Origin of the sequence: Cupriavidus alkaliphilus, assembly GCF_014191175.1 — a bacterium.
Taxonomy (GTDB): Bacteria; Pseudomonadota; Gammaproteobacteria; order Burkholderiales; family Burkholderiaceae; genus Cupriavidus; species Cupriavidus alkaliphilus.
In genome coordinates, this window is sequence record NZ_JACHWE010000004.1 from 272287 (window position 1) to 297508 (window position 25222).

At 69.1% G+C, this 25222-nt stretch carries 21 protein-coding genes; 7 read left to right on the forward strand and 14 right to left on the reverse strand.

Annotation, left to right across the window (positions count from 1 at the left end; all coding sequences use genetic code 11):
- Window positions 1-13 precede the first annotated feature (13 nt).
- The 3 genes from FHX60_RS16120 to FHX60_RS16130 are packed head-to-tail and all read right to left on the reverse strand — an operon-like array spanning window position 14 to window position 7881.
- Window positions 14-3322, reverse strand: coding sequence for an efflux RND transporter permease subunit (locus FHX60_RS16120; protein WP_183283902.1), 3309 nt, complete (start codon window positions 3320-3322; stop codon window positions 14-16).
- A 2-nt stretch (window positions 3323-3324) separates the two neighbouring features.
- Entirely contained in the window at window positions 3325-6447 is a 3123-nt protein-coding gene (locus tag FHX60_RS16125; RefSeq protein WP_183283903.1) for an MdtB/MuxB family multidrug efflux RND transporter permease subunit, read from the reverse strand.
- Window positions 6448-6456: 9 nt separating this feature from the next.
- Window positions 6457-7881: an MdtA/MuxA family multidrug efflux RND transporter periplasmic adaptor subunit gene (locus tag FHX60_RS16130; protein ID WP_183283904.1), complete on the reverse strand. Its 1425-nt coding sequence runs from the start codon at window positions 7879-7881 to the stop codon at window positions 6457-6459.
- Window positions 7882-8216: 335 nt separating this feature from the next.
- On the opposite strand from FHX60_RS16130, the gene FHX60_RS16135 reads away from it, so the two are divergent.
- Together FHX60_RS16135 and FHX60_RS16140 are read left to right on the forward strand one after the other, a co-directional pair.
- Window positions 8217-8960 carry a response regulator gene (locus FHX60_RS16135; protein WP_092307873.1) on the forward strand — a complete coding sequence of 248 codons (744 nt, stop codon included), beginning with the start codon at window positions 8217-8219 and terminating at the stop codon, window positions 8958-8960.
- Between the two features lie 47 nt (window positions 8961-9007).
- On the forward strand, window positions 9008-10279 hold the full coding sequence (locus tag FHX60_RS16140; protein WP_183283905.1) for an ATP-binding protein: 1272 nt from the start codon (window positions 9008-9010) through the stop codon (window positions 10277-10279).
- Window positions 10280-10482: 203 nt separating this feature from the next.
- Here the strand turns inward: FHX60_RS16140 and plsY are convergent, their stop codons facing one another.
- From plsY to FHX60_RS16170, 6 genes are all read right to left on the reverse strand, one after another.
- Window positions 10483-11091: a glycerol-3-phosphate 1-O-acyltransferase PlsY gene (gene plsY / locus FHX60_RS16145; RefSeq protein WP_092307877.1), complete on the reverse strand. Its 609-nt coding sequence runs from the start codon at window positions 11089-11091 to the stop codon at window positions 10483-10485.
- A 124-nt stretch (window positions 11092-11215) separates the two neighbouring features.
- Window positions 11216-11707: an aminoacyl-tRNA deacylase gene (locus FHX60_RS16150; RefSeq protein ID WP_183283906.1), complete on the reverse strand. Its 492-nt coding sequence runs from the start codon at window positions 11705-11707 to the stop codon at window positions 11216-11218.
- Window positions 11708-11731: 24 nt separating this feature from the next.
- Entirely contained in the window at window positions 11732-12670 is a 939-nt protein-coding gene (gene xerD / locus FHX60_RS16155) for a site-specific tyrosine recombinase XerD (protein WP_183283907.1), read from the reverse strand.
- Window positions 12667-13146: a methylated-DNA--[protein]-cysteine S-methyltransferase gene (locus tag FHX60_RS16160; RefSeq protein ID WP_092307883.1), complete on the reverse strand. Its 480-nt coding sequence runs from the start codon at window positions 13144-13146 to the stop codon at window positions 12667-12669. Before FHX60_RS16160 ends, xerD begins: the two co-directional genes overlap by 4 nt.
- Before the next feature lie 105 nt (window positions 13147-13251).
- On the reverse strand, window positions 13252-14220 hold the full coding sequence (locus FHX60_RS16165) for a tripartite tricarboxylate transporter substrate binding protein BugE (RefSeq protein WP_092307885.1): 969 nt from the start codon (window positions 14218-14220) through the stop codon (window positions 13252-13254).
- A 102-nt stretch (window positions 14221-14322) separates the two neighbouring features.
- On the reverse strand, window positions 14323-14994 hold the full coding sequence (locus FHX60_RS16170; protein ID WP_244981286.1) for a chalcone isomerase family protein: 672 nt from the start codon (window positions 14992-14994) through the stop codon (window positions 14323-14325).
- 182 nt (window positions 14995-15176) lie between these two features.
- Here FHX60_RS16170 and FHX60_RS16175 point away from each other — a divergent pair, with 182 nt between their 5' ends.
- Entirely contained in the window at window positions 15177-16070 is an 894-nt protein-coding gene (locus tag FHX60_RS16175) for an AEC family transporter (RefSeq protein WP_092307889.1), read from the forward strand.
- 21 nt (window positions 16071-16091) lie between these two features.
- Here FHX60_RS16175 and queG read toward each other — a convergent pair whose 3' ends face one another.
- Complete coding sequence (gene queG / locus FHX60_RS16180) at window positions 16092-17306, reverse strand: tRNA epoxyqueuosine(34) reductase QueG (RefSeq protein ID WP_183283909.1); 1215 nt, start codon at window positions 17304-17306, stop codon at window positions 16092-16094.
- A gap of 16 nt (window positions 17307-17322) precedes the next feature.
- Between queG and tsaE the strand changes: the two genes are divergently transcribed.
- Window positions 17323-17835, forward strand: coding sequence for a tRNA (adenosine(37)-N6)-threonylcarbamoyltransferase complex ATPase subunit type 1 TsaE (gene tsaE / locus FHX60_RS16185; RefSeq protein ID WP_112773673.1), 513 nt, complete (start codon window positions 17323-17325; stop codon window positions 17833-17835).
- Complete coding sequence (locus FHX60_RS16190; RefSeq protein WP_112773672.1) at window positions 17829-19331, forward strand: N-acetylmuramoyl-L-alanine amidase; 1503 nt, start codon at window positions 17829-17831, stop codon at window positions 19329-19331. The genes tsaE and FHX60_RS16190 overlap by 7 nt, the downstream gene beginning before the upstream one ends.
- A 68-nt stretch (window positions 19332-19399) precedes the next feature.
- Here FHX60_RS16190 and FHX60_RS16195 read toward each other — a convergent pair whose 3' ends face one another.
- Window positions 19400-20425 (reverse strand): bile acid:sodium symporter family protein, encoded by a 1026-nt coding sequence (locus tag FHX60_RS16195; RefSeq protein ID WP_112773671.1) that lies wholly within the window; start codon window positions 20423-20425, stop codon window positions 19400-19402.
- 103 nt (window positions 20426-20528) lie between these two features.
- Here FHX60_RS16195 and FHX60_RS16200 point away from each other — a divergent pair, with 103 nt between their 5' ends.
- Window positions 20529-21446, forward strand: coding sequence for a LysR family transcriptional regulator (locus tag FHX60_RS16200; RefSeq protein ID WP_112773670.1), 918 nt, complete (start codon window positions 20529-20531; stop codon window positions 21444-21446).
- A gap of 33 nt (window positions 21447-21479) precedes the next feature.
- Here the strand turns inward: FHX60_RS16200 and FHX60_RS16205 are convergent, their stop codons facing one another.
- On the reverse strand, window positions 21480-22259 hold the full coding sequence (locus tag FHX60_RS16205) for a class I SAM-dependent methyltransferase (protein WP_183283910.1): 780 nt from the start codon (window positions 22257-22259) through the stop codon (window positions 21480-21482).
- Between the two features lie 159 nt (window positions 22260-22418).
- On the opposite strand from FHX60_RS16205, the gene FHX60_RS16210 reads away from it, so the two are divergent.
- Window positions 22419-23228 carry an MmyB family transcriptional regulator gene (locus tag FHX60_RS16210; protein ID WP_183283911.1) on the forward strand — a complete coding sequence of 270 codons (810 nt, stop codon included), beginning with the start codon at window positions 22419-22421 and terminating at the stop codon, window positions 23226-23228.
- An 18-nt stretch (window positions 23229-23246) separates the two neighbouring features.
- On the opposite strand, the gene FHX60_RS16215 is transcribed toward FHX60_RS16210, so the two are convergent.
- Entirely contained in the window at window positions 23247-24005 is a 759-nt protein-coding gene (locus FHX60_RS16215) for a 3-hydroxyacyl-CoA dehydrogenase (RefSeq protein ID WP_183283912.1), read from the reverse strand.
- A 193-nt stretch (window positions 24006-24198) separates the two neighbouring features.
- On the reverse strand, window positions 24199-24864 hold the full coding sequence (gene adk / locus FHX60_RS16220) for an adenylate kinase (RefSeq protein WP_018008913.1): 666 nt from the start codon (window positions 24862-24864) through the stop codon (window positions 24199-24201).
- Window positions 24865-25222 lie beyond the last annotated feature (358 nt).

Genomic DNA, 25222 nt, shown 5'->3' on the forward strand with positions numbered 1-25222 from the left:
AATCTCTGCATTACTAAACGGCGGCCGGCTGGTCGGGCGTGCCGGCGCCGCCGGTGCCACGCCTGCGCTGGCGCCAGGTCTTGACCTTCAGGCGCCAGCGGTCCAGCGTCAGGTAGACCACCGGCGTGGTGTACAGCGTCAGCAGCTGGCTCACCACCAGCCCGCCGACAATGGAAATGCCCAGCGGCGCGCGCAGCTCGGCGCCGTCGCCGCGGCCCAGTGCCAGCGGCACCGCGCCCAGCAGGGCGGCCATGGTGGTCATCAGGATCGGGCGGAAGCGCAGCAGGCAGGCGCGGTAGATGGCGTCGCGCGGCGACAGCCCCTCGCGCCGCTCGGCGTCGATGGCGAAGTCGATCATCATGATCGCGTTCTTCTTGACGATGCCGATCAGCAGGATCACGCCGATCAGCGCGATGATGCTGAAGTCGGTCTTCGAGGCCAGCAGCGCCAGCAGTGCGCCCACGCCGGCCGACGGCAGCGTCGACAGGATGGTGAGCGGGTGGACATAGCTTTCATACAGCACGCCCAGCACGATATAGATCGTGATCAGCGCCGCCAGGATCAGGATCGGCTGGCTCTTGAGCGAGTCCTGGAACGCCTTGGCGCCGCCCTGGAAGTTGGCGCGCAGGGTCTCGGGCGCACCGATGCGCGCCATCTCGCGGTTGATGGCGTCGGTTGCCTGCGACAGCGAAGTCCCTTCGGCCAGGTTGAACGAGATCGTCGAGGCCGCGAACTGGCCCTGGTGGTTCACGCCCAGCGGCGTGCTGCTCGGCGTCACGCGCGCGAACGCGGCCAGCGGCACGCGGTTGCCGTTGCCGGTGACGACATAGATGTCCTTGAGCGCATCGGGCCCCTGCAGGTATTCCTGGCTCAGTTCCATCACCACGCGGTACTGGTTCAGCGGATGGTAGATGGTCGACACCAGCCGCTGGCCGAAGGCATCGTTCAGCACCGCATCGACCTGCTGCGCGGTCACGCCCAGGCGCGAGGCCGCGTCGCGGTCGATGATCACCGAGGTCTGCAGGCCCTTGTCGTTGGTGTCGGTGTCGATATCCTCCAGCCCCTTCAGGTTGGACAGCGCCGCGCGCACCTTGGGCTCCCACGCGCGCAGCACCTCGAGGTCGTCGGACTGCAGCGTGAACTGGTACTGCGAGCTGCTCTGGCGCCCGCCCACGCGGATGTCCTGCACCGACTGCAGGAACAGGCTGGCGCCGGGCTCCTTGGCCAGCTTGCCGCGCAGCCGCGCAATGATGGCGTCGGCCGATTCCTTGCGCTCCGACAGCGGCTTGAGCGTGACGAACATCTGCCCGGTATTGCGCTGCGAGCCGCCGGTAAAGCCGGTCACGTTGACCACCGCCGGGTCGGACTGGACGATCCTGATGAAGTTGTCGAGCTTGCCGCGCATGGCCTGGAACGAGGTGGCCTGGTCGGCGCGGATAAAGCCGATCAGCCGCCCGGTGTCCTGCTGCGGGAAAAAGCCCTTGGGCACGATCACATACAGGTAGACGTTGAGCGCGATGGTGGCGAGCAGCACCAGCCATACCAGCGGGCTGAGCCGCAGCGCCGTGGACAGCGAACGCGCATAGCCGTCATGCAGCCACTGGAACATGCGCTCGGTGGCGCGGAAGAAGCGTCCCTGCCGTTCCGGCTCCACCGGCCGCAGCATGCGCGCGCACATCATCGGCGTGGTGGTCAGCGAGACCACCAGCGACACCAGGATCGCCACTGACAGCGTGATCGCGAATTCCTGGAACAGCCGGCCGACGATGCCGCCCATCATCAGCAGCGGGATAAACACCGCGATCAGCGACAGGCTCATCGACAGCACCGTGAAGCCGACCTCGCGCGCGCCGCGCAGCGCCGCCGCCAGCGGCTTCATGCCTGCCTCGATATGGCGCGAGATGTTCTCAAGCACGACGATGGCATCGTCGACGACGAAGCCGGTGGCGATGGTCAGCGCCATCAGCGACAGGTTGTTGAGCGAGAACCCGGCCAGGTACATCACCGAGAACGTGCCGATCAGCGATACCGGCACCGCCACGCTAGGAATCAGGGTGGCGCGCACGTTGCGCAGGAACACGAACACCACCATGATCACCAGCGCCACCGAGATCATCAGCGTGTGCTCGACCTCGCGCAGCGAGGCGCGGATGGTGGGCGTGCGGTCCATCATCACGTCCATCGAGATCGCTGCCGGGATCATCTTCTGCAGCTGCGGCAGCATCTCGTTGACGCGGTCGACGGTCTCGATGATGTTGGCGCCGGGCGAGCGGTTCAGCACCAGCAGCACCGACGGCTTGCCGTTGGCCGAGCCGGCATTGCGGATGTCCTGCACCGAATCCACCACGTTGGCCACATCGCGCAGCCGCACCGGCACCGCGAACGAATTCGGGCCGCTGGTGGCGCTGGTGCCGCCGGTGGCGCCGCTGGTGATGGTGGTGGTGCCGCTGCTGGTGGTCAGCGTGGTCACGGTGACGCCGTTGACCACCTTGGTGCTGACGCCGCCGCTGGCGGTGGCGTTGGCGGTGCTGGCGATCAGCGCGCCCGCCGACGCCGACGAATACGTGCCCGGCGTGGCGTAGCGGATGATCAGCGGCATGTAGTCTTCCGCCTTCATGGCCTGGTCGTTGGCGTAGACCTGCCAGTTGTTGCGGGCGTTTTCCAGCGTGCCCAGCGGCCGGTTGGCGTTGGTCGCGCTGATGGTGTTGCGCACGTCCTCGAGCGAGATGCCGTAGTTGTTCAGCGCGGTCGGGTTCAGTTCGACCCGCACCGCCGGCAGCGAGGCACCGCCGATGGTGACCTGGCCCACGCCTTCGACCTGCGACAGCTTCTGCGCCAGGATGGTCGAGGCCGCGTCGTAGAGCTGTCCGCGCGTCATGGTCGGCGAGGTCAGCGCGATGATCATGATCGGCGCGTCGGCCGGGTTGACCTTGCGGTAGGTCGGGTTGTTGGGCAGGCTGGTCGGCAGCGTCGCGCGCGAGGCGTTGATGGCGGCCTGCACGTCGCGCGCGGCGCCGTCGATATTGCGCGACAGGTCGAACTGCAGCGTCACCCGGGTCGAGCCCAGCGAGCTGCTCGAGGTGATCTCGGTCACGCCGGCGATGGTGCCGAGCGCGCGCTCCAGCGGCGTGGCCACGGTGGCGGCCATGGTTTCCGGGCTGGCGCCGGGCAGCGACGCGGAGACCGAGATGGTGGGGAAGTCCACCTGTGGCAGCGGCGACACCGGCAGCAGCCGCAGCGCGGCCAGCCCCGCCAGCAGGATGCCCAGCGTCAGCAGCGCGGTCGCGACCGGGCGATGGATAAAGGCGGCCGAGAGATTCATGGTCAGACCGGCTCCTCGCCCGTGCCGCCTTCCTCCGGATCGCCGAAGCGGCGCTTGCGCCAGCCCTTCACGCGCGTCGCCACGCGGTCGAAGGCCAGGTAGATCACCGGCGTGGTGAACAGCGTCAGCACCTGGCTGACCAGCAGGCCGCCGACCATGGTCACGCCCAGCGGCCGGCGCAGTTCGCTGCCGATGCCCGAGCCCAGCATCAGCGGCAGCGCCGCCAGCAGCGCGGCCATGGTGGTCATCAGGATCGGGCGGAAGCGCAGCAGGCAGGCCTGGAAGATCGCGTCGCGCGGCGACATGCCCTGCTCGCGCTCGGCCTCGAGCGCGAAGTCGATCATCATGATCGCGTTCTTCTTGACGATGCCGATCAGCAGGATGATGCCGATGATGGCGATGATGCCCAGGTCCATCCCCGCCACCAGCAGCGCCAGCAGCGCGCCGACGCCGGCCGACGGCAGCGTCGACAGGATCGTGACCGGGTGGATGGTGCTTTCATACAGCACGCCCAGCACGATATACATGGTCACCACCGCGGCCAGGATCAGCCACAGCGTGTTCGACAGCGACGCGCGGAACGCCAGCGCCGCGCCCTGAAAGCTGGTCTGCATCGAGATCGGCAGGCCCAGTTCCTGTTCCACCTTGGTGATCTTGTCGACCGCCGCGCCCAGCGATTCGCCGGGCGCCAGGTTGAACGAGATCGTCGCCGCCGGGAACTGCCCCTGGTGGTTGATCACCAGCGGCCCGGTGCGCTCGGTGATGCGCGCGAATGCGCCCAGCGGCACCTGTCCGCCGGAAGAGGAGGGCAGGCGCAGCTCGGCCAGCGATTGCGGGCTGGTGCGGAATTCCGGCATGGTCTCGAGCACCACGCGGTACTGGCTCGACTGCGTGAAGATGGTCGACACCAGCCGCTGGCCGAAGGCGCTGTACAGCGCGCTGTCGATCACCGCGGTGGTGATGCCGAAGCGCGCCGCGGCGTCGCGGTCGATATCGACATAAGCGCGCAGGCCGTTGTTCTGCTGGTCGCTGGTGACATCGCGCAGCTCCGGCTCCTGGCGCAGGCGCTCGACCAGCTTCGGCACCCACGTCGCCAGCGTCGCCGGATCGGGATCTTCCACCGTGAACTGGTACTGCGTGCGCGAGACCTTGTCCTCGATGGTCAGGTCCTGCACCGGCTGCGTGAACAGCGACACGCCGCCGAGGCTCTGCACCGACTGCTGCAGGCGCTGCGTGACCACGTCGATCGGGTCGCGCTCGCCCTTGGGCTTGAGGTTGATCAGCATGCGCCCGGCGTTGAGCGTGGTGTTGCTGCCATCCACGCCGATAAACGACGACAGGCTTGCCACCGCCGGGTCCTGCATCACCACCTTGGCCACCGCCTCCTGCTTGCGCGCCATGGCGCTGAACGAGGTGGTCTGCGCGGCCTCGGTGATGCCCTGGATCACGCCGGTGTCCTGCACCGGGAAGAAGCCCTTGGGCACCAGCAGGTACAGCAGCACGGTCAGCGCCAGCGTAGCCACTGCCACCACCAGCGTCGCCTTCTGGCGCTCGAGCACCCACTCCAGCCCGCGGCCGTAGCGCTCGATCACGTTGTCGAAGAAGCGGCCGGTGGCGCGGTGGAAGCGCGACAGCTTTGCTTCCGGCACATGGTGCAGCAGCCGTGCGCACATCATCGGCGTGAGCGTCAGCGACACCACCGCCGAGATCAGGATCGACACCGCCAGCGTGATCGCGAACTCGCGGAACAGCCGGCCGACCACGTCGCCCATGAACAGCAGCGGGATCAGCACCGCCACCAGCGAGAAGGTCAGCGAGATGATGGTGAAGCCGATCTGCTTCGAGCCCTTCAGCGCCGCCTGCATCGGCGAGTCGCCCTTCTCGATGTAGCGCATGATGTTCTCGATCATCACGATCGCGTCATCGACCACGAAGCCGGTGGCGATGGTCAGCGCCATCAGCGTCAGGTTGTTGATCGAGAAGCCGGCCAGGTACATCACGCCGAAGGTGCCGACCAGCGACAGCGGCACCGCCACGCCCGGGATGACGGTGGCGGGGATATTGCGCAGGAACAGGAAGATCACCAGCACCACCAGCGCGATCGCCAGCAGCAGCTCGAACTGCACGTCCTCGACCGAGGCGCGGATGGTGGTGGTGCGGTCGGTCAGCAGCTGCACGTGGACCGACGCCGGCAGCGCGTTCTGCAGCTGCGGCAGCAGCGCCTTGATGCGGTCGACCACCTCGATCACGTTGGCGCCGGGCTGGCGCTGGATGTTCAGCACGATCGCGGGCTTGTCGTTGGCCCACGCGGCCAGGCGGCTGTTCTCGGGGCCGTCGACGATCTCGGCCACGTCGGTGATGCGGATCGGCGCGCCGTTCTTGTAGCCCAGGATGATCTGGCGGTATTCGTCGGCGGAGCGCAGCTGGTCGTTGGCGTCGATGGTGGAGGCGCGCTGCGGGCCGTCGAAGCTGCCCTTGGCGCCGTTGACGTTGGCGGAACCGATCGCGGTGCGCAGGTCGTCGATCGACATGCCCAGCGACGCCAGCGCGGCCGGGTTGGCCTGGATCCGCACCGCCGGGCGCTGGCCGCCGCTGATGGTGACCAGGCCCACGCCCTGGATCTGCGAGATCTTCTGCGCCACGCGCGTGTCGACCATGTCCTGCAGCTTGGGCAGCGGCATGGTGTCGGAGGTCATGGCGATGGTCATGATCGGCGCGTCGGCCGGGTTGACCTTGCTGTAGACCGGCGGCATCGGCAGGTCCGACGGCAGCAGGTTGCTGCCGGCATTGATGGCGGCCTGCACCTCCTGCTCGGCCACGTCCAGCGGCAGCGTCAGCTCGAACTGCAGCGTGATCACCGAGGCGCCGCCCGACGAGGACGACGACATCTGCTTCAGGCCCGGCATCTGGCCGAACTGGCGTTCCAGCGGCGCGGTCACCGACGAGGTCATCACGTCCGGGCTGGCGCCGGGGTAGAGCGTGGTGACCTGGATGGTAGGGTAGTCGACCTCGGGCAGCGCCGACAGCGGCAGCAGCCGGTAGGCCACCAGCCCGGACAGCAGGATGGCCAGCATCAGCAGCGCCGTGGCGACCGGGCGCTCGATGAAGAGGCGGGACGGGTTCATGCGGCGTCCTTACTGCTGCGGCGTGCGCGCGGCCGGTGCGCTGGCGCCGGCTTCGCGTTGGCGGCGGCGTTCGCCTTGCGGTGCCGAAGCGCCCGCCGCGCCGGCATCGGCCTGCGCAGCGCTGGCACCGCCAGCACCATCTCGATGGCGCCGCCCGCGCGCGCGCGGCTGGCTGGCCGGCACCACCGCGGCGGCACGCGCCGCCGGGTCGACGGTTTCGACCGTCATGCCTTCCTTGAGCCGGTCGGCGCCGTCGACCACCACGCGCTGGCCCGGCTCGAGCCCCTTGAGCACCGCGGTACGGGTGCCGTCGCCGGGACCCAGCTCGACCACCTGCACCTTGACCTTGCTGGCTTGGTCGACGGTGTAGACGAAGGTGCCCTGCTGGCCGCGCTGGATCGCCGCCACCGGGATCACGGTGGCATCCCGGAGCGTATCGACGCGCGTGCGCACGTTGACGAACTGGTTGGGGAACAGCATGCCGTCGGCGTTGGGGAACACCGCCTTGAGCTTGACCGTGCCGGTGGTGGTGTCGATCTGGTTGTCGGTGGTCAGCAGCTCGCCTTCGCCGAGCTGGTTGCGCACCTGGCGGTCCCAGGCCTGCACCGGCAGCTTTTCGCCGGCGTTGAGCTTTTTCAGCACCGAGGGCAGGTTGTCCTCGGGGATGGTGTACATCACTGCGATCGGCTGGATCTGCGTGATCAGCGCGATGCCGTTGGTGTCGCTGGTATTGACGATATTGCCGGGATCGACCTGGCGCAGGCCGATGCGGCCCGACACCGGCGCCACGATCCGGGTGTAGCCAAGCTGCAGGCGTGCGTTGGCGACATTGCCCTGGTCGGTCTTGACCACGCCCTCGTACTGGCGCACCAGCGCGTCCTGGGTATCGACCTGCTGCTTGGAGATCGAATCCTGGCCCAGCAGCGTGCGGTAGCGCTGCTGGTCCAGCCGTGCGTTCTGCAGCAGCGCCTGGTCGCGCGCCAGCTGGCCCACGGCCTGGTCGAGCGCGGCCTGGAACGGGCGCGGGTCGATCTCGGCCAGCACGTCGCCGGCCTTGACCATCTGGCCTTCCCTGAACAGCACCTTGAGCAGCGGCCCGGACACCTGCGCCCGCACGGTCACGTTCGAGACCGGGGTGACGTTGCCGAGCCCGTTCAGGACCACGTCCATGTCGCGCTGGGCCACGGTGGCGACCACCACCGGCGAGCGCGGCATGCCGGCACGACCGCCGGGGCCTGCCGCCGCGGGCCCGCTGGCACCGGGGCCCGCCGCAGTGCCCCGGGGGGCGTCGCCGCGGTGCGCATACCAGTACCAGCCGCCCCCGGCCAGCAACAGCACCAGCAGCCCGGCATAGAGCCGGCGCCGGTTCCGGCGCGGCGGGCGCGAAGACGGGGAGGGGGAGGGGTTAGGTTGGCCTGGTTCGGGGTTGGACATGTACGCAATCCTGGAAACGGTGCGCGCGGCGCACCGTCGTGTTCTGCTGGCAAGTGACGATGCCGCAGTATGCCGCATCGCCATGGGCGCCGGCCGGCCCGGCGGGGCAGCGCGCGCAAGGGCCGCCGGCGTGCCGGCGCGTGCCGTGCGGCGCGCATCGGGCGGCGCTGACGGCAAGTCATGCGGCAAGGATAATGTGCGGGCGCGGACGCCCGTATTTCGGCGCCCGGCGCTTTTATTACAGAGGATTACCAGCGGCCCGGGTGTAACCTCCGGAAACAATACCGCCCGGCCGATCCGGCGTGTGCGCCGCCCGGGCTGACTATCATGTGCCTATGCGAACGAACCAGCCTACCCAGATCCTTGTCGTCGACGACGATCCCGAACTGCGCGACCTGCTGCGCGAGTACCTGACCCAGCAGGGCTTCGCGGTCTCGGTGATGCATGACGGCGACGGCCTGCAGGCGCGCCTGGAGCGCGAGCGGCCGGCGCTGATCGTGCTGGACCTGATGATGCCCAAGGTCGACGGCCTGACCGCGCTGCGCAACCTGCGCGCCCGGAACGACGATATCCCGGTGATCCTGCTCACCGCCCGCAGCGACGAGATCGACCGCATCGTCGGCCTCGAGATCGGCGCCGACGACTACCTCGGCAAGCCGTTCTCGCCGCGCGAGCTGCTGGCGCGCATCAACGCCGTGCTGCGCCGCAAGCTGGCGCGCCCGGCGGCGGCGCCCGAGGACCGCGAGTCGGTGGCCTTCGGGCCGTTCCGCGTCAACTTCCGCCAGCGCATGCTGACGCGTGCCGGCCAGGCGCTGTCGATCAGCGATACCGAGTTCGCGCTGCTCAAGCTGCTGCTGATGCATCCGCTCGAAGTGCTGTCGCGCGAGCGCATCGTCGAGCTGATGTACGGCAGCGCCAGCGGCATCAGCGACCGCGGCATCGACGTGCAGATCTGGCGCCTGCGCCGGCTGCTGGACGAGGACGCGCAGCGCCCGCGCTACATCCAGACCGTGCGCGGCCGCGGCTACACCTTCGTGCCCGACGAAGCGGAAGAGATTCCCGCGGGCCTGCCCGAATAACCCGGCGCCGGCGCCACGAATAGCCCCCGGCGAGGACCTGCTTTCCGATGAAGTTGCGACGTATCGATACCCTGTTCGGCCGCATTGCGCTGCTGATCGCCGCGGTGCTGGTGATCAGCCATTTCTCGTGGCTGGCCATCCTGCGCATGGACCGGCGCCAGCAGCAGGTCGACTATTCGGTGGAGCAGATGCTGTTCCAGCTCGACAGCATCGAGCGCGCGCTCGATGCGCGCCCGCCCGCCAGGCTGCCCAGCCTGGTGGAAACCGCCAACACCGCCGATGCCGACGAGCACGCCACCGCGCCCAAGGGCGGGCGCTCGCGCCGGCTGGTCGAGCAGTTCATCAGCCGCCTGCCGCAAGGCACCGAGATCCGGCTGGAGGACGAGACCACGCCGCGCATCTGGATCAAGCTGCCGGACCGGGCCGACTGGATCGCGATGCCGATCCTGTGGGTCCACAACCCGCCGCCGGACAACCGGCTGGTGCCGGGGGTGATGCTGGTGGTGGGCGTGGCGATCGTGTTCGCCGTGCTGATCGCGTGGCAGATCCAGCGCCCGGTGCGCGACATGGCCAACGCGGCCGCGCTGCTGTCGCGCCAGCACGCCGTACCGCCGCTGCGCGAGCGCGGCCCGCACGAGCTGCGCCAGCTGATCGAGCGCTTCAACCGCATGGTGGCCGACCTCGCGCGCATCGACCAGGAACGCAACACCATGCTGGCCGGCATCGCCCACGACCTGAAGACGCCGCTGGCGCGGCTGCGCCTGCGCGCCGAGATGCTGGCCGATCCCAAGGCCGCCGCCGGGGTCACGCGCGACGTCGATTCGATGGCGGCCATCGTCGAGCAGTTCCTGAGCTTTGCGCAGACCAGCGAGTCCACCGCGCGGCCGGTGCCGGTGGACCGGCGCGTCAACGAGCTGGCCGCCTCGCTGGCCGAGCAGGAGCGCCAGGTGGTGCTGTCGCTGGGCGCGGGCGAGGGCTTCCGCATGATCGCCACGCAGCTGGACCGCATCGTCGGCAACCTGGTCGACAACGCCTACGCCTATGGCAAGCCGCCGGTCTGCATCGCGACCTCGCGCACGCCCGACGGCTACATGCTGGTGGTGGAAGACCAGGGCGACGGCATTCCAGACCACGACATGGAACGCGCCACGCTGCCGTTCGTGCGGCTCGACCCGGCGCGCGGCGGCAATGCGCACTCCGGGCTGGGGCTGGCGATCGTCGACCGGCTGGTGCGGCAGGCGGGGGGGAAGCTCAACCTGGTGAATGCCGAGGGGGGCGGGTTGAGGGTGGAGATGCTGTTTGGGGCGGCTACGGCTTGATGCGGGCGGCTGTGGCCCGATGACCGCTTGCCTGCTCCCTCTCCCGCTTGCGGGAGAGGGTTGGGGAGAGGGCGGGAACATCAACGAAGTACCGGCCGTCGCAATGGCCGGCGCCTGCCCTCTCCCCCGGCCCCTCTCCCGCAAGCGGGAGAGGGGAGCAAACCGGCCGCATGCGGACGCGCACAGCCGTTTGCGTCAATGCTTCAAACCTTCTTCTTCTCCCCGATCCGGCTCTCCTTGCCCGCCAGCAGCTTGGCAATGTTCTGCCGGTGCCGCGCGATCAGCAGCACGCTGATGACGAAGATCGCGCCGGCCATCACGTCGACGCCGTTCATCAGCACATGGAAGAACGGCGCGAAGATCGCCGCCACCAGCGCCGCCAGCGACGAATAGCGGAAGAAAAAGGCGATGATCAGCCAGGTGGCCAGCGTGCCCAGGCCCAGGATCGGGTTGATCGCCAGCAGGATGCCGGCCGCGGTGGCCACGCCCTTGCCGCCGGCGAAGCGGTGGAACACGGGGAACAGGTGGCCGAGGAACACCGCCAGCGCCACCATGGCCAGGCCGGTGTCGTTGAGGCCGTAAGCCGGGCCGAAACGCGCCGCCAGCCAGACCGCCAGCCAGCCTTTCAGGGCATCGCCGATCAGCGTCAGGATCGCCGCCTTCTTGTTGCCGGTGCGCAGCACGTTGGTGGCGCCGGGGTTGCCCGAGCCGTAGGAATGCGGGTCCGGCAGCCCCATCAGCTTGCTGACGACCACAGCGAAGGAAACGGAGCCGATCAGGTAGGCGGCAAGGGCAAAAAGCAGATTGGCCATGTGGAGTGGGATGTTTTCAGGCTGGCGCGATTGTAGCGCGGCGGGGGCCTGGCCACGACCGTGACTACCCGGATTGGCGTGGAGGCTTGCTTCGGTCTGAAGCGGCGCCACGCGGCTGGCAAGTTCAGTCCGGCAGCGCGCACTGCACCGGCTGGGCATCGAGCAGCGCGGGCAGCAGCCTCGGGTCCAGGCTGACCAGGTAGCCGCGGCGCCCGCCGTTGATATAGATGCGCGCCAGCTCCAGCACGGTCGCTTCCACATACACCGGCATGCGCTTCCTGGTGCCGAACGGCGAGGTGCCGCCCACCAGGTAGCCGCTGTGCCGCTGCGCCACCTCGGGCTTGCACGGCTGCACGCTCTTGCGCGCGGACTGGCGCGCCAGGTTCTTGGTCGAGACCGAGCAGTCGCCGTGCATCAGCACCACCAGCGGCTGCGCGCGCTCGTCTTCCATGATCAGGGTCTTGATCACGTCATGCTCGGGCACGCCCAGCTGGCGTGCCGATTCGCCGGTGCCGCCATGCTCGACGTAGTCATAGGGGTGTTCGCCGAAGGCCACGCCTTGCTTGCGCAGGAACTGGGTGGCAGGGGTTTCGGAAACGTGCTTGTTCTTGCTCATGGCGATGGGGTCGCTCAGTGCCGCTCAGCCGCGCGGATGGTGCTGCTGGTGCAGCTCGCGCAGGCGCTCGCGTGCGACGTGGGTATAGATCTGGGTGGTGGAGATATCGGCGTGGCCCAGCAGCAGCTGCACCACGCGCAGGTCGGCGCCGTGGTTGAGCAGGTGCGTGGCAAAGGCATGCCGCAGCGTGTGCGGCGACAGCGGGGCATGCACGCCGGCGTCGCGCGCATGGCGCTTGATCAGGTGCCAGAACGCCTGCCGCGTCATGCCCTCGCCGCGCTGCGTGACGAACAGCGCGTCGCAGGCGCGCCCGGCCAGCAGCACCGGACGTGCGCTGGCCAGGTAGCGCCGCAGCCAGTCGCCGGCCTGCTGGCCGAACGGCACCAGGCGCTCCTTGTCGCCCTTGCCGCCGACCACGCGCGCCACGCCCTCGTTCAGGCCGATCTCGACGGTCTTCATCTGGGTCAGTTCCGACACGCGCAGGCCGCTGGCGTACATCAGCTCGAGCATGGTGCGGTCGCGCAGGCCCAGCGGGGTCTCGGTGTCGGGCGCCTCCAGCAGCGCGTCGACCTGGGCCTCGGTCAGGGTCTTGGGGTAGCGTGGCGGCTGCTTGGCGGGGCGCAGCAGCAGGCAGGGGTCGGTCTGCACCAGGTGCTCGCGCAGCGCCCACTGGTAGAAGCGGCGGAACACCGCCAGGCGGCGGTTGGCCGACGACGCGCGGGTCTGCGGATGGCGCACGCTGAAGTACGCCGACAGCGCGCCGTCGTCGGCGCCGAGCAGTTCGCCGCGCTGCTCCTGCTGCAGCCAGCGCGCCAGCAGCGTCAGGTCGCGACGGTAGGCGTCGATGGTGTTGCGCGAGAGCCCGTCTTCCAGCCACAGCGCATCGCAGAAGCGGCTGACCAGGGCCACGTCGGCAGCGCTGGCGGCGGCGGTGAGCTCGGCTGGCGCCGGGGTGCCGCTCATATCAGCATGGCGCCCTCATGGCGCAGCAGCCAGCGTTTGACGTCGAGGTAGAAGCCGTCCTCGGCATGGTGCGAGAACCCGCCGATGCCGCGCGCCGAGACCACGCGATGGCATGGCACCAGGATCGGGAACGGGTTCTGCCCGCAGGCCTGGCCGACCGCGCGCGGCATCGCGCCGATGGCTTCGGCGATGGTGCCGTAGGTGGTGGTCGCCCCGCGCGGCACGGCGCAGATGGCCTGCCACACGCGCTGCTGGAAGGCACTGCCGGCGGCGGCCAGCGGCACGTCGAAGGCGGTGTCGGGATCGTCGTAATAGGCCGCCAGCTGCGCCGCGAGCCGCTGCGTCAGCGCATCGGCCGGCGCAAGCGCCTCGACGTGCCCGGGAAGGTACACGATGCCCCGGATGCGCGCGCCGTCCGTGCGCACGCCGATCTTGCCGAACGGGGCGGTAAGGATGGCGTCGTAGGTTGCGGGCATGGCGGTCAGGCTGGGGCGAATGCTGGATTTTAGTGCTTTTTGGCGGGGGCAGAAAAAAGGCCGCCTTGCGGCGGCCCTTTGGCGGTTGGTGTCACACCGGCCGGATTACTGCTCCAGCTTGATGTTCTGCACCTTGACCAGGTTCTTCATCTTGTCGAATTCCTTCTTGATCTCGGCCGCGTGCTGCGCCGGCGTGTTGCCCGACGGCTCGGCGCCGGCGGTGCGCAGGCGCTGCTGGAAGTCCTTGTCCTGCAGGGCCTTGACCGCGGCTTCGTTGAGCTTCTTGATGACCTCGTCAGGCGTGCCGGCCGGCGCCACCAGGCCGTACCAGGCCGGATCGTTCGGCTCCTTCAGGCCCATTTCGCCGAAGGTCGGCACGTCCGGCAGCGAGTCCAGCCGCTTGTTCCAGGCCACCACCAGCGGGCGCAGCTTGCCGGCCTTGATGTAGGGCATCGACGAAGGCAGGTTGTCGACCATGATCGGCACCTGGCCGGCCAGCACGTCGTTCAGTGCCGGGCCCGCGCCGCGGTACGGGATATGGACCATGAAGGTCTTGGTCGAGACCTTGAACTGCTCGCCCAGCATGTGGCCGAAGCCGCAGGTGCCCGACGATGCGTACGAATACTTGCCCGGGTTGGCCTTCAGCACGGCCAGGAACTCCTTGTAGTCTTTGGCCGGGAAGCTCGGGTTCACCGCGATCACGTTGGCCACGTTGGCCAGGTTGGTGATGGGCTTGAAGTCCTTGATCGGGTCGTACGACAGCTTGGGGTTGCAGGCCGGGTTCACGGCCATGGTCGAGACCGTCGAGATGCCGATGGTGTAGCCGTCCGGCGCGGCCTTGGCGATGGCGTCGGCGCCGATCGAACCGCCCCCGCCGGCGCGGTTTTCCACCACCACCGGCTGGCCCAGGATGCGGCTCATCTGGTCCGCCGCGCCACGGCCGACGATGTCGGTGGTGCCGCCGGGGGCGAACGGAATGATCAGGCGGATCGGCTTGGTGGGGTAGCTCTGGGCTTGCGCCGCGGTGGCGGCGGCCGCCAGGGCCAGGGTCAGTGCGAGTTTGCCAGCTTGCATGAGATCATGTCTCCCGTCAGAAATCCGGGCAGGGTGCCGCCCGGAAGCAAAAAAACCGTCGCAGTGCCACAGGTCGGGCGGTGCGTCGGCAGCGTAATCTGGTCAGCCGCCCAGCAGGCCGCGCTTGACGCCGGCGTCGACCGGGCGTTCGCCAAGGAACACCCGCAGCAGGGCCTGGTAAAAGTCTTCGCCGGGAATCGGCCGGCCGCGCGGCGTGCCGTTGATGGCGACGACCGTCCCCGTTTGCGGGGAAAAATCCAGGTTGATGACATCGCCCTTGTGCGCGGTGCCGATCTCGCCCAGGGTGCGCTCGAACTGTACCAGCCGCGCCGCCAGGCCTTGCATCTGCGCCTCGCTGTGGTTGTCGCGCATGCCCTGGCGGATCGCGCGCACCACCGCAGGCGGCTCGGTCTCGCGCAGGATGCGTAACTGTAGCCGCTTGGCGCCGGAAGTGCCCAGTACCACGGCCGCGTTGCGGGCCTTTTCCTCCAGGTACAGCGCGGCCACGTAGCCCTTGGTCAGGAAGCCGGTGCGCAGCGCCGCGCCGTTGAGCTGCAGTTCCTTGCCGCCCACGCGCGCCGCATCGTCGAAGCGCACGCCGGCGATCTCGACCGCGCGCGCTGGCCCCGGCACGGCATGCACCACGGCCACGGCGCCGAGCGCCGCCAGCACGACGGCCAGGCGCAGGCGGTGGCCCGGCCGGAAGCCAGGGCGGAAGCGGGAGCGGAGGAGGGTGTCCGCGCGCATGCGCGCGGAACGGATGCGGGACAACATGGCGGCAGGCGTACAACTTGGCATGCCATGCTGCCCGAAATCTGGAAAAATACCTATCCGTATCTGCCCTAGTCTGCACATTCCGGCTTTGTTGCCGTTATCCCTCGCCGCCGCTGTTTCTGTGCGACGGCTGCCCGGGCCGTTGCAGCGCCATGCCACTGCCACCACAACAACAACCCTAGATGTCTTCCGCCCTCCTGCTGGTCCCGGACTTCAGCCTGATCCTGATCGGCTGGCTGCTGGTGCGCTATTCCCCCTTCGACCGCGCCTTCTGGGGCGGGGTGGAGCGGCTGGTCTACTTCGTGCTGTTCCCGGCGCTGCTGCTGCAGTCGACCAATACCGCGGTGCTCGATTTCTCGTCGACCTCGGCCATGCTGGGGCTGGCGCTGCTGGTGCTGGCCACTGGCCTGGCCGGCGGCTACGCCGTCAAATGGGTGCTGCGCCCGGACCCGGTCAGCTTTGCCTCGGGGCTGCAGACCGCGTTCCGCTTCAATTCCTATATCGGGCTGGCGCTGGCCGCGCGGCTGGGCGGCTCCGAAGGCCTGGCGCTGATGGCGCTGATCGTCGGCTGCACCGTGCCGCTGTGCAACGTGGCGGCGGTGTGGGCGCTGGCCCGGCATGGCCAGGCCGCGCTGTGGAAGGAACTGGCGCGCAATCCGCTGATCCTGGCCACCGCCGGCGGGCTGGCGACCAACCTGATGGGGCTGCACGCGCCCGAGGTGCTGGGCATGACGCTGAACCGGCTGGGCTCGGCGTCGACCGCGCTGGGCCTGATGACGGTGGGCGCCGGGCTGCAGATGAGCGGCGCCACCGGCACCGCCGGGCCGGTGGCGTGGTGGACCGGGGTCAAGCTGGTGGCGATGCCGTGCGTGGCATGGCTGGTGGGGCGGCACCTGCCGCTGACCGCGCTGCAGTACCAGATCGTGGTGCTGTACGCCTCGCTGCCGACCGCCTCCAGTGCCTACATCCTGGCCGTGCGCATGGGCGGCAACGGGCCGATGGTGGCGGCGACGATCTCGCTGATGACGGTGGCGGCGATCGTCACCACGCCGCTGTGGCTGGCGCTGGTGAGCTGATCCGAGCGGGGCGGCCGGAGATCAGCCGCCCGGTTGCGCCGGCGGGCCGCCCTGCGCCAGCGCCCAGTCGATATGTTCCTGCACCATGGGCGTGGCGGTCTCGCGCCGCGCCAGCAGTGCGGCGCGGATGCGCGCGGCCAGTGCCGCGTCCTCGGCGCGCATGCCCGACAGCGCCGTGCGCAGGCTGTTGCCCAGTCCCACCGCCAGGTTGCGCAGCCAGCGCTCGTGGCCGATGCGGCGGATCGGGCTGCCCTCGAGGCGCTGGTTGAATTCCGCTTCGGTCCATTGGAACAGCGCCACCATGTCGGGTGCGTCCAGGCCATTGCGCACGTCGAAGTCCGGCACCGTGGCCACGTGCGCGAACTTGTTCCACGGGCAGGCCAGCTGGCAGTCGTCGCAGCCGTAGACGCGGTTGCCCATCGGCGCGCGGAATTCCACCGGGATCGCGCCCTTGTGCTCGATGGTGAGGTAGGAAATGCAGCGGCGCGCATCCAGCCGGTAGGGCGCGACGATGGCGCGCGTGGGGCAGATATCAAGGCAGCGGTGGCAGCTGCCGCAATGGCCCGACTCGGGCGGATCGGCGGGCAGCGGGATGTCGACCAGGATCTCGCCGAGGAAGAACATCGAGCCGCCGTCGCGGTCCAGCAGCAGCGTATGCTTGCCGCGCCAGCCCAGTCCGCCCTGGCTGGCCAGCGCCACTTCCATCACCGGGGCCGAATCGGTAAAGACGCGGTAGCCGAACGTGCCGATCTCGGCCTCGATCCGGGTGGCCAGCTGCTGCAGGCGGCTGCGCAGCACCTTGTGATAGTCGCGTCCGCGTGCGTACAGCGACACCACCGCGGTGGCCGGGTCGTCCAGCCGCGCCAGCTCGTGGCGGCGCCAGTCGGCGGCCTGCGCGTGCGCGCCGGCGACCGGGACATAGGGCATGCGCGCCACGATCGCGCGCACCGTGCCGGGCACCAGTTCCGCCGGACGGGCGCGCCGCAGGCCGTGGTTGGCCATATAATCCATGTCGCCGTGGTAGCCCTGCGTCAGCCAGGCCAGCAGTCCGGGCTCGGCGTGCGCGAGGTCGACATCGGCGATGCGCACCGAGGCAAAGCCCAGCGCCGCGCCCCATGCGCGGATCGACGCGGCCAGTGCCGCAAGCTCCCCCGGGCCCGCGGCCGCATGGCCGCTGGCGTCTGGTACTGGTGTGGGCGGCGCATCCGCCTGCCCGGGGGCGACTCGGTCGATCATTCCTGAATTGTACGCAATGCCCTTGCTCGAAGAACGCACCCTGACGCTGCCCGATGAAGCCGCCACCGCGCGCCTGGGCGCCGCGCTGGCCGCCGCCGTGCAGGCGATGCCGCCGCGCACGGTGCATGTGCAGCTGTCCGGCGACCTGGGCGCCGGCAAGACCACGCTGTCGCGCGCCGTGCTGCGGGCGCTGGGCCATGCGGGCAAGGTCCGCAGCCCTACCTATACGCTGTGCGAGCCCTATGACGTCGCTCGCGCCGACGGCTCGCCGCTGACGGTCTACCACTTCGACTTGTACCGCTTTGCCGATCCCGAAGAGTGGCTCGACGCGGGTTTTCGCGACTGCTTCGCCGAACCGGCCTTCAACCTGGTCGAGTGGCCGGAAAAGGCCGGGCGCCTGCTGGGGGAACCCGACCTGCACGTGTTGCTCCAATCGGACATGGCCGGCGCCGATGACACCGGCGAGCGGCGGATCGCGACGATGCGCGCCTATACTCCCACTGGACTTACCTTGCTGAACGCATGCTGATCAAGCGACTTGCCACCGACCGCCCCGATGGACCCGACGGCCTGCTGCAGGCGCGCCGCAAATGGATGGCGCAGGCACTGAAGCTGGGCGCGGGCACCGCCGTCCTGACGCTGGCCGGTCCGCAGATCGCGTTCGGCGCCGGCATCGTCGCGGTGCGCGTGTGGCCGGCGGAGGACTACACCCGCGTCACCATCGAATCCGATACGCCGCTGGCCGCGGTGCACCAGATGATCCGCGACCCCGACCGGCTGGTGGTGGACATCGACGGCCTCGACCTGTCGCCCACGCTGCGCGAGCTGGTGGCCAAGATCACGCCGAACGACCCGTATATCCAGACCGTGCGCGTCGGCCAGAACCGCCCGCGCGTGGTCCGCATGGTGTTCGACCTGAAGGAAAACGTGGCACCGCAGGTGTTCACGCTGGCGCCCATCGGCAGCTACCGCAACCGGCTGGTGTTCGACCTGTACCCGGTCAACCCGCCCGACCCGCTGTGGAAGCTGGTGCGCGACACCGAGGAAAAGCAGCGCCGCTTTGCGACATCCGACCCGGCGCCAGGCGCCGAAGGCATCGCCGGCGCTCCGGCCGGCGCGGAGGAAGACGCCATCGGCGCCCTGGTGCGCCGCTTCGACGAGAAGGGCGAGGTGCCGCCCACCACCGCGCCACTGCCGCCACCGGTGGCTGCGGCCCGGCCGAAGCCGTCGGCACCGCCGGTGCCGGCTCCCAACGCCCCCGTGGTGCCGCCGGTCGCGCGCGACAATCCCACCGCCGAGCGACCGTTCAAGATGCGCCGCCTGCTGACCGTGGCGATCGACCCCGGCCATGGCGGCGAAGACCCGGGCGCGATCGGCGCGGCCGGCTCGCGCGAGAAAGACGTGGTGCTGCAGATCGCGCACCGGCTGCGCGCCAAGATCGACGCCCAACCCAATATGCGCGCGATGATGACGCGCGACGCCGATTTCTTCGTGCCGCTGAACGTGCGCGTGCAGAAGGCGCGCCGCGTGCAGGCAGACCTGTTCGTGTCGATCCACGCCGACGCCTTCCTGTCGCCCGAGGCGCGCGGCGCGTCGGTGTTCGCGCTGTCCGAGCGCGGCGCGTCCAGCACCGCGGCGCGCTGGCTGGCCAACAAGGAAAACGCCTCCGACCTGATCGGCGGCGCCAACATGGGCAACAAGGATGCGCAGGTGGCGCGCGTGCTGCTGGACCTGTCGACCACCGCGCAGATCAACGACAGCCTGCTGGTGGGCAAGGCCGTGCTGGGCGAGATCGGCGGCATCAACAAGCTGCACAAGGCCCACGTCGAACAAGCCGGGTTTGCCGTGCTGAAGGCCCCGGATATTCCCTCGATCCTGATCGAGACCGCCTTCATCAGCAATCCGGAGGAAGAGCGCAAGCTCAACGACAACGCGCACCAGGAACAGCTGGCCAATGCCATCCTGAAGGGCATCCGCTCGTACTTCGCGCGCAATCCGCCGCTGTCGAAGAATCCGTCGGTCTGATCCGCCGCGCGGGCGGCGGGCACAAAAAAAACCGGGGCACGCCCCGGTTTTTTTCATGGCGGCGGGCTTCAGGCGCGCGCCGGGGCCTGATCCTCCAGCAGCGCATCGCGGTTGGCATAGCGCGACGCGATCACCGAGCAGACGATCAGCTGCAGCTGGTGGTAGACCATCAGCGGCAGCACCAGCAAGCCCAGCGCCGGATGGCCGGCAAACAGGATCTTGGCCATCGGGATGCCGTTGGCCAGGCTCTTCTTCGAGCCGCAGAACACCGCGGTGATCTCGTCCTCGACCGAAAAGCCCAGGCGGCGCGCGGTCAGCGTGGTGAAGCCCAGCACCACGAAGAGCAGCACCGCGGCAATCCCCATCACCGCGCCGATGGTCTGCCACTGGTACTGGTGCCACAGGCCTTCGGCGGTGGCGTCGCAGAACGACGAGTAGACGATCAGCACGATCACGCCGCGGTCGATCTTGTTGGTGATGTGCTTCTTCTTGGCGAGCCAGCTGCCGATCAGCGGACGCAGCAACTGCCCCAGCGCGAACGGCAGCAGCAGCTGCAGCGCCACGCCGGTCAGCGCCTTGCCCAGCGGCATCGAGGCGCCGCTGGCGCTGATCACCAGCCCCATCAGCAGCGGCGTCACCAGCATGCCGATCAGGCCCGAGATGGTGGCGTTGAAGATCGCGCCCGAGACATTGCCGCGCGCCATCGAGGTCATGGCCACCGACGACGACACCGTGGACGGCAGCGCGCACAGGAAGAACACGCCCAGCAGCAGGTCGGCCGGCAGCGTATTGCGCAGCGACAGCATCAGCAGCGCGCCCACCACCGGGAACACTACGTAGGTGAAGACCTGCACGAACACATGCAGGCGCCAGTGCTTGGCGCCTGCCACCAGCTTGTCGCGCGACAGCGCCGCGCCGTGCAGGAAGAACACCAGCGCCACGCCCAGGCTGGTCACCACGCCGAGGTGCAGCGGGCCGTCGCCGGTGCCCAGTTCGGGCGCGGCCAGCGCGATGGCGATGGCGGTCAGCATGACGAGCACAAAGCCGTCGATCAGGTCATAGAGCTTCTTGAGATTGCGGACAATACGGGACATGACTGCGGTGAAATCCTGCGATGTTAGGGTTTTGCCTAGTATTGGACGCTAGCCGGGTCTAGAATGCAAATTCATTTATAGAATCTATTTATCCGCTTGTTGCATGAATTACACATTGCGTCAGTTGCGCGTGTTCCTGGCGGTTGCCAGCAGTGGCGGTTTCAGCCGGGCCGCGGACGCCGTCGGACTGACCCAGCCGGCAGTCAGCCGCGGCGTTGCCGAGCTGGAAGACGCGCTCGGCGTGCGCCTGCTGGACCGCACCACGCGCGAAGTGGTGCTGACCGAGGCCGGCCATGCGCTGGCACCGGCGCTGGAGCGGCTGCTCGGGCAACTGGACGACACCCTCGAAGAAACGCGGCAGCTCGGTGAGCGCTATCGCGGCCGTGTAGTGATAGCCGGTGCGCCGACCATCTCCGCCCGCCTGATGCCGCTCTACGTGGCCGCCTGCGCCGCGCAATATCCGGAAATCCGCCTGACCGTGCGCGATAACGTCCAGGCCGACGGGCTGGAGCAGGTCCGCGCCGGCGCGGTGGACTTCGGCGTGCTGATCGACCCGCTGGTGCGCGACGGATTGCTGGTCGAGGCGGTGGCGACCGACCCGTTCTGCTTCGTATGCCGGCGCGACCATCCGCTGGCGCAGGCGGAATCGGTGCCGTGGTCGGCGCTGCATGGGATGCGGCTGGTGCTGCTGGACTTCGCCTCCGGCAGCCGGCCGCTGATCGACCGCGTGTTCGGCCGCCATGGCGTGGTGCCGCACGTGGTGCAGGAGCTGGGCCATTCGGCCAGCGTGTTCGGCATGGTCGAGGCCGGCATCGGCGCGTCGGTGCTGCCGTCGTTCTCGCTGCCGCTGCCGGCGGCGTCGCCGCTGGTGTGGCGCCCGCTGGTGCCGCGCGAGGAACGCAGCATCGTCATGGTGCGGCGCGAGGACCGCTCCTTGTCGCCGGCCGCGGCGGCGGTGTGGGAACTGGTGCGGCGCCTGACGGTTCGGGCCGAGGCGCCGGCGATCAGCGCCGCGGCCTGAATCGCTGAAGCGCCTGCGTCCGGCCAGGTCCGGTCAGCGCGCCGTGACCATCACCGCTTCCAGCTCGAAGCTGCCGTCTGCCTGCACGCGATAGTGCTCGCGCACTTCCGCTGGCGCGACCTGCCACAGGTGCCGGATCGCGTCCACCGCCACCGCCGGCGTGCGCATGCGCTGCACCCAGCTGTCGAAATCGATGCCGATGCGCCATGTCTCGGATACGGCAATGCCATCCGCGGCAAAGCGCGCGGCTTCGAACATCGCGCGCCAGCCCGCCGGCGTGTAGTCGCGTACGTGCGAAGGGTCGCGCAGCAACTCGACCGATTGCAGCCAGGTATCGTGCAGCGGGTCCGGCGCGCCGGCGATGTCGATCAGCACCACCTTGCCGCCGGGCTTGAGTACGCGGCGGATCTCGGCCAGCGCCGCCGGCACGTCGCGCCAGTGGTGCGCGCTCATGCGCGACACCACCGCGCAGAAGCTGGCATCGTCGAACGGCAGTTGCTCGGCCGCGCCCTGGCGGGTGCGCACGTTGGCCAGCCCGCGCTCGCGCGCCGCGGCCTCGACCACGGCCAGCATGTCGGCCGACAAATCGTAAGCGGTCACCTCGCCCGCCACCGCGGCGGCGGCAAAGCTGGCATGGCCGGCGCCGCAACCGAGATCGAGCACGCGGCTGCGCGCGCGCTTGGCCGCGGGAATCAGCGCGGCGAGTTCGTCCTTCAGTTGCTGCAGGTCCGCGCCGCTGGCGTGGACCGCGCTGGTGAGATAGGCGCTGGCGGTGGCGCCGAACTGGGCGGCGACGAGTTCCTGTTGCTGCATGGTGCTGGGCTCCTTGGGCCGCGGCCGAGGCAGGTCGGGCGGGCGCTGTCGTTGTCAGGGAGGGGACTTGCCCGCGAGGCGGGTTCGGCATACTGTAGGCGGGCCATTTTCCCGGTACAAGTCACCGCTTTATCCTGGTATAAGCGCCACCAGCCTGCCATGCCGCCATTCACCCGACCTGAAGATCCGTCATCCTCGCCAGCCTCGCGCGAAGCCGTGCTCGGCGCCTTCCTGCGCGCGCACCGCGAACGCATGGCGCCGGCGGATGTGGGCCTGGCGCCAGGCCGGCGCCGGCGCACGCCCGGGCTGCGCCGCGAGGAAGTCGCGCAGCTGGCAGGATTGAGCACAACGTGGGTGACATGGCTGGAGCAGGGCCGGCCGGTGGCGCTGTCGGCGCGCGCGCTGGCCAGCCTGGCCGCGGCGCTGCGGCTGTCGCGCGCGGAGCGCGCCTACCTGTTCGAGCTGGCCGGCCGGCGCGAACCGCAGCACGCCGCCGGCGAGCCGGTGCCGCCCGCGGTGCTGGCCAGCGTGCATGCCATCGACGGACCGGCGTACCTGCTCGACCGTCAATGGACCGCGCTGGCCTGGAACGCCGCGGCCGCGGAGTTGTTCACCGGCTGGCTCGACGACGCCGCCACCGAGCGCAACCTGCTGCGCGCGATGTTCCTGTCGCCGGCGCTGCAGGCACTGGTGCAAGACTGGCCGCACCGCGCCGCGCGCCTGGTGGCCGAATTCCGCGCGCACAGCATCCGCCACGCCGATGCGGCGCCGACGCGGGCATTGATCGAGGGATTGATGGCGCAGAGCACGGACTTCCGCGCCGCCTGGCTGTCGCAGGACGTGGAAGAGCGCGAGGGCGGGCGCCGCGGCTTTCGCCATCCACGCCAGGGCGCGCTGCAGTTCGAGCAGCTGACGCTGGTGCCGGCGGCGGCGCCGGGGCTGATGCTGGTGATGCTGCTGCCCGGCTGAGCGGGCAGCGGTCGACATTTACTTGGGCTGCATCCGGATCGCCCCGTCCAGGCGGATCACCTCGCCGTTGAGCATGGGGTTCTCGATGATCGAGCGCGCCAGCTTCGCATATTCGGCGGGCCGCCCCAGCCGCGACGGGAACGGCACCATCTTGCCCAGCGCGTCCTGCACCTCCTGCGGCATGCCCAGCAGCATCGGGGTCTCGAACAGCCCCGGGGCGATGGTCATGCAACGCACGCCGTCGCGCGCCAGGTCGCGCGCGATCGCCAGCGTCATGCCGACCACCCCGCCCTTGGACGCGGCATAGGCGGCCTGCCCGATCTGTCCGTCGAAGGCCGCCACCGAGGCGGTATTGATGATCACGCCGCGCTCGCCCTCGCTGTCGGGGGCGTTCTGCACCATCGCCGCGGCGGCCAGGCGGATCATGTTGAAGGTGCCGATCAGGTTGATGCGGATGGTCTTGTCGAAGGCATCGAGCGGGTGCGGGCCGTTCTTGCCGACGGTCTTGTTGGCCGTGGCAATGCCGGCGCAATTGATTAGCCCGGCGAGACGCCCAAGGGATTGGGCCGCCGCGACCGCGGCCTGGCCATCGGCTTCCGAGGTCACGTCGCAGCGCACGAACTGGCCGCCGGTTTCGGCTGCTAGGGCCTGGCCGGCGGCCTCGTTCAGGTCGGCAATGACGACCCTGGCGCCGGATTCGGCCAGCAGGCGGGCGCTGCCGGCGCCAAGGCCGGACGCGCCGCCGGTGATGATGAATACGTTGTCCTTGATTTCCACGATGGTGTCTCCTCGGTGTGATTGCCGTTTACGTAAACGTCAACATTGTACGGGCCAAGGCGTGGCATGCAAGGGGTATCAAGGGTGGTTTCGTGTGGGCTGTATATGGGGCTAAAAATGAAAAAGAGGGGCTAAAAATGAAAAAGCGGCCGGAGGGCCGCTTTTCAATCGTGGTGCACTGGCGAAGAACCGGTTATTTCAGCGCCTCGAACACCCGCGCCGTGATCTCGTCCACGTTGCCGACGCCCAGGATCTTGCGGTACTTCGGCGGCGCCACCTTGGCCGCGGCGTCACCGTTGGCGGCCCATGCCGAGTAGTAGTCGACCAGCGGGCGGGTTTGCTGCGAGTAGACGTCGAGGCGCTTCTTGACGGTCTCTTCCTTGTCGTCGTCGCGCTGGATCAGCGGCTCGCCGGTCTCGTCGTCGACGCCTTCCGCCTTGGGCGGGTTGTACTTGAGGTGGTAGGTGCGGCCCGATGCCACGTGCACGCGGCGCCCGCTCATGCGTTCGATGATGGCGTCGAACGGCACGTCGATCTCGAGCACGTAGTCGATCGCCACGCCCGCGTCCTTCATCGCCTCGGCTTGCGGAATGGTGCGCGGGAAACCGTCGAACAGGTAGCCGCTCTTGCAGTCGTCCTGCTTCAGGCGGTCCTTCACCAGGCCGATGATGATGTCGTCCGACACCAGTCCGCCCGCGTCCATGACCTTCTTGGCTTCCACGCCCAGCGGCGTGCCGGCCTTCACCGCGGCGCGCAACATGTCGCCAGTGGAGATTTGCGGAATGCCGAACTTCTCGCAGATGAACTTGGCTTGCGTGCCTTTGCCGGCGCCAGGCGCGCCCAACAGGATCAAACGCATTTACGGGTCCTCAGAGTTTTTAATCCGGTATGGCGGGAGATCAGAAGGAGGGTAACGCCGTAACTTGACGCGAGACTGACTGCGGTCCCGGTGCGCGCTGACTGCGTTCAGCGCGGGCACGGCTCAGGCGTACCCACGCGTACGGCCGGCGGCGGCTGCCAGGGGGATGGCGGCGCGGCGCACCGGACGGGCTCTATCTTTATCTCCCCACCGAGCCTTGGCCGCCGGCGCGATTGCTCGCGCCGGCGGGGCGGCTCTGTATCGGCAAGCATTATGCCATGAGGCAGCGGGGATTCGGCCCGAAATCGGCCCCCCCGTTCGGTTGCAGCAGAATCGACCGCAGCGGGCGGGCGCCCGC

Bases quoted from the DNA above. Each gene is read 5' to 3' on its own strand.
- xerD (WP_183283907.1), bottom strand. From the start codon at position 12,670: ATGAGCGGCACCCCGGCGCCAGCCGAGCTCACCGCCGCCGCCAGCGCT.
- tsaE (WP_112773673.1), top strand. From the start codon at position 17,323: ATGCCCTTGCTCGAAGAACGCACCCTGACGCTGCCCGATGAAGCCGCC.
- FHX60_RS16170 (WP_244981286.1), bottom strand. From the start codon at position 14,994: ATGTTGTCCCGCATCCGTTCCGCGCGCATGCGCGCGGACACCCTCCTC.
- FHX60_RS16130 (WP_183283904.1), bottom strand. From the start codon at position 7,881: ATGTCCAACCCCGAACCAGGCCAACCTAACCCCTCCCCCTCCCCGTCT.
- FHX60_RS16125 (WP_183283903.1), bottom strand. From the start codon at position 6,447: ATGAACCCGTCCCGCCTCTTCATCGAGCGCCCGGTCGCCACGGCGCTG.
- FHX60_RS16200 (WP_112773670.1), top strand. From the start codon at position 20,529: ATGAATTACACATTGCGTCAGTTGCGCGTGTTCCTGGCGGTTGCCAGC.
- FHX60_RS16210 (WP_183283911.1), top strand. From the start codon at position 22,419: ATGCCGCCATTCACCCGACCTGAAGATCCGTCATCCTCGCCAGCCTCG.
- FHX60_RS16175 (WP_092307889.1), top strand. From the start codon at position 15,177: ATGTCTTCCGCCCTCCTGCTGGTCCCGGACTTCAGCCTGATCCTGATC.
- FHX60_RS16165 (WP_092307885.1), bottom strand. From the start codon at position 14,220: ATGCAAGCTGGCAAACTCGCACTGACCCTGGCCCTGGCGGCCGCCGCC.
- FHX60_RS16120 (WP_183283902.1), bottom strand. From the start codon at position 3,322: ATGAATCTCTCGGCCGCCTTTATCCATCGCCCGGTCGCGACCGCGCTG.
- FHX60_RS16190 (WP_112773672.1), top strand. From the start codon at position 17,829: ATGCTGATCAAGCGACTTGCCACCGACCGCCCCGATGGACCCGACGGC.
- FHX60_RS16140 (WP_183283905.1), top strand. From the start codon at position 9,008: ATGAAGTTGCGACGTATCGATACCCTGTTCGGCCGCATTGCGCTGCTG.
- FHX60_RS16160 (WP_092307883.1), bottom strand. From the start codon at position 13,146: ATGCCCGCAACCTACGACGCCATCCTTACCGCCCCGTTCGGCAAGATC.
- FHX60_RS16135 (WP_092307873.1), top strand. From the start codon at position 8,217: ATGCGAACGAACCAGCCTACCCAGATCCTTGTCGTCGACGACGATCCC.
- FHX60_RS16195 (WP_112773671.1), bottom strand. From the start codon at position 20,425: ATGTCCCGTATTGTCCGCAATCTCAAGAAGCTCTATGACCTGATCGAC.
- FHX60_RS16205 (WP_183283910.1), bottom strand. From the start codon at position 22,259: ATGCAGCAACAGGAACTCGTCGCCGCCCAGTTCGGCGCCACCGCCAGC.
- plsY (WP_092307877.1), bottom strand. From the start codon at position 11,091: ATGGCCAATCTGCTTTTTGCCCTTGCCGCCTACCTGATCGGCTCCGTT.
- queG (WP_183283909.1), bottom strand. From the start codon at position 17,306: ATGATCGACCGAGTCGCCCCCGGGCAGGCGGATGCGCCGCCCACACCA.
- adk (WP_018008913.1), bottom strand. From the start codon at position 24,864: ATGCGTTTGATCCTGTTGGGCGCGCCTGGCGCCGGCAAAGGCACGCAA.
- FHX60_RS16150 (WP_183283906.1), bottom strand. From the start codon at position 11,707: ATGAGCAAGAACAAGCACGTTTCCGAAACCCCTGCCACCCAGTTCCTG.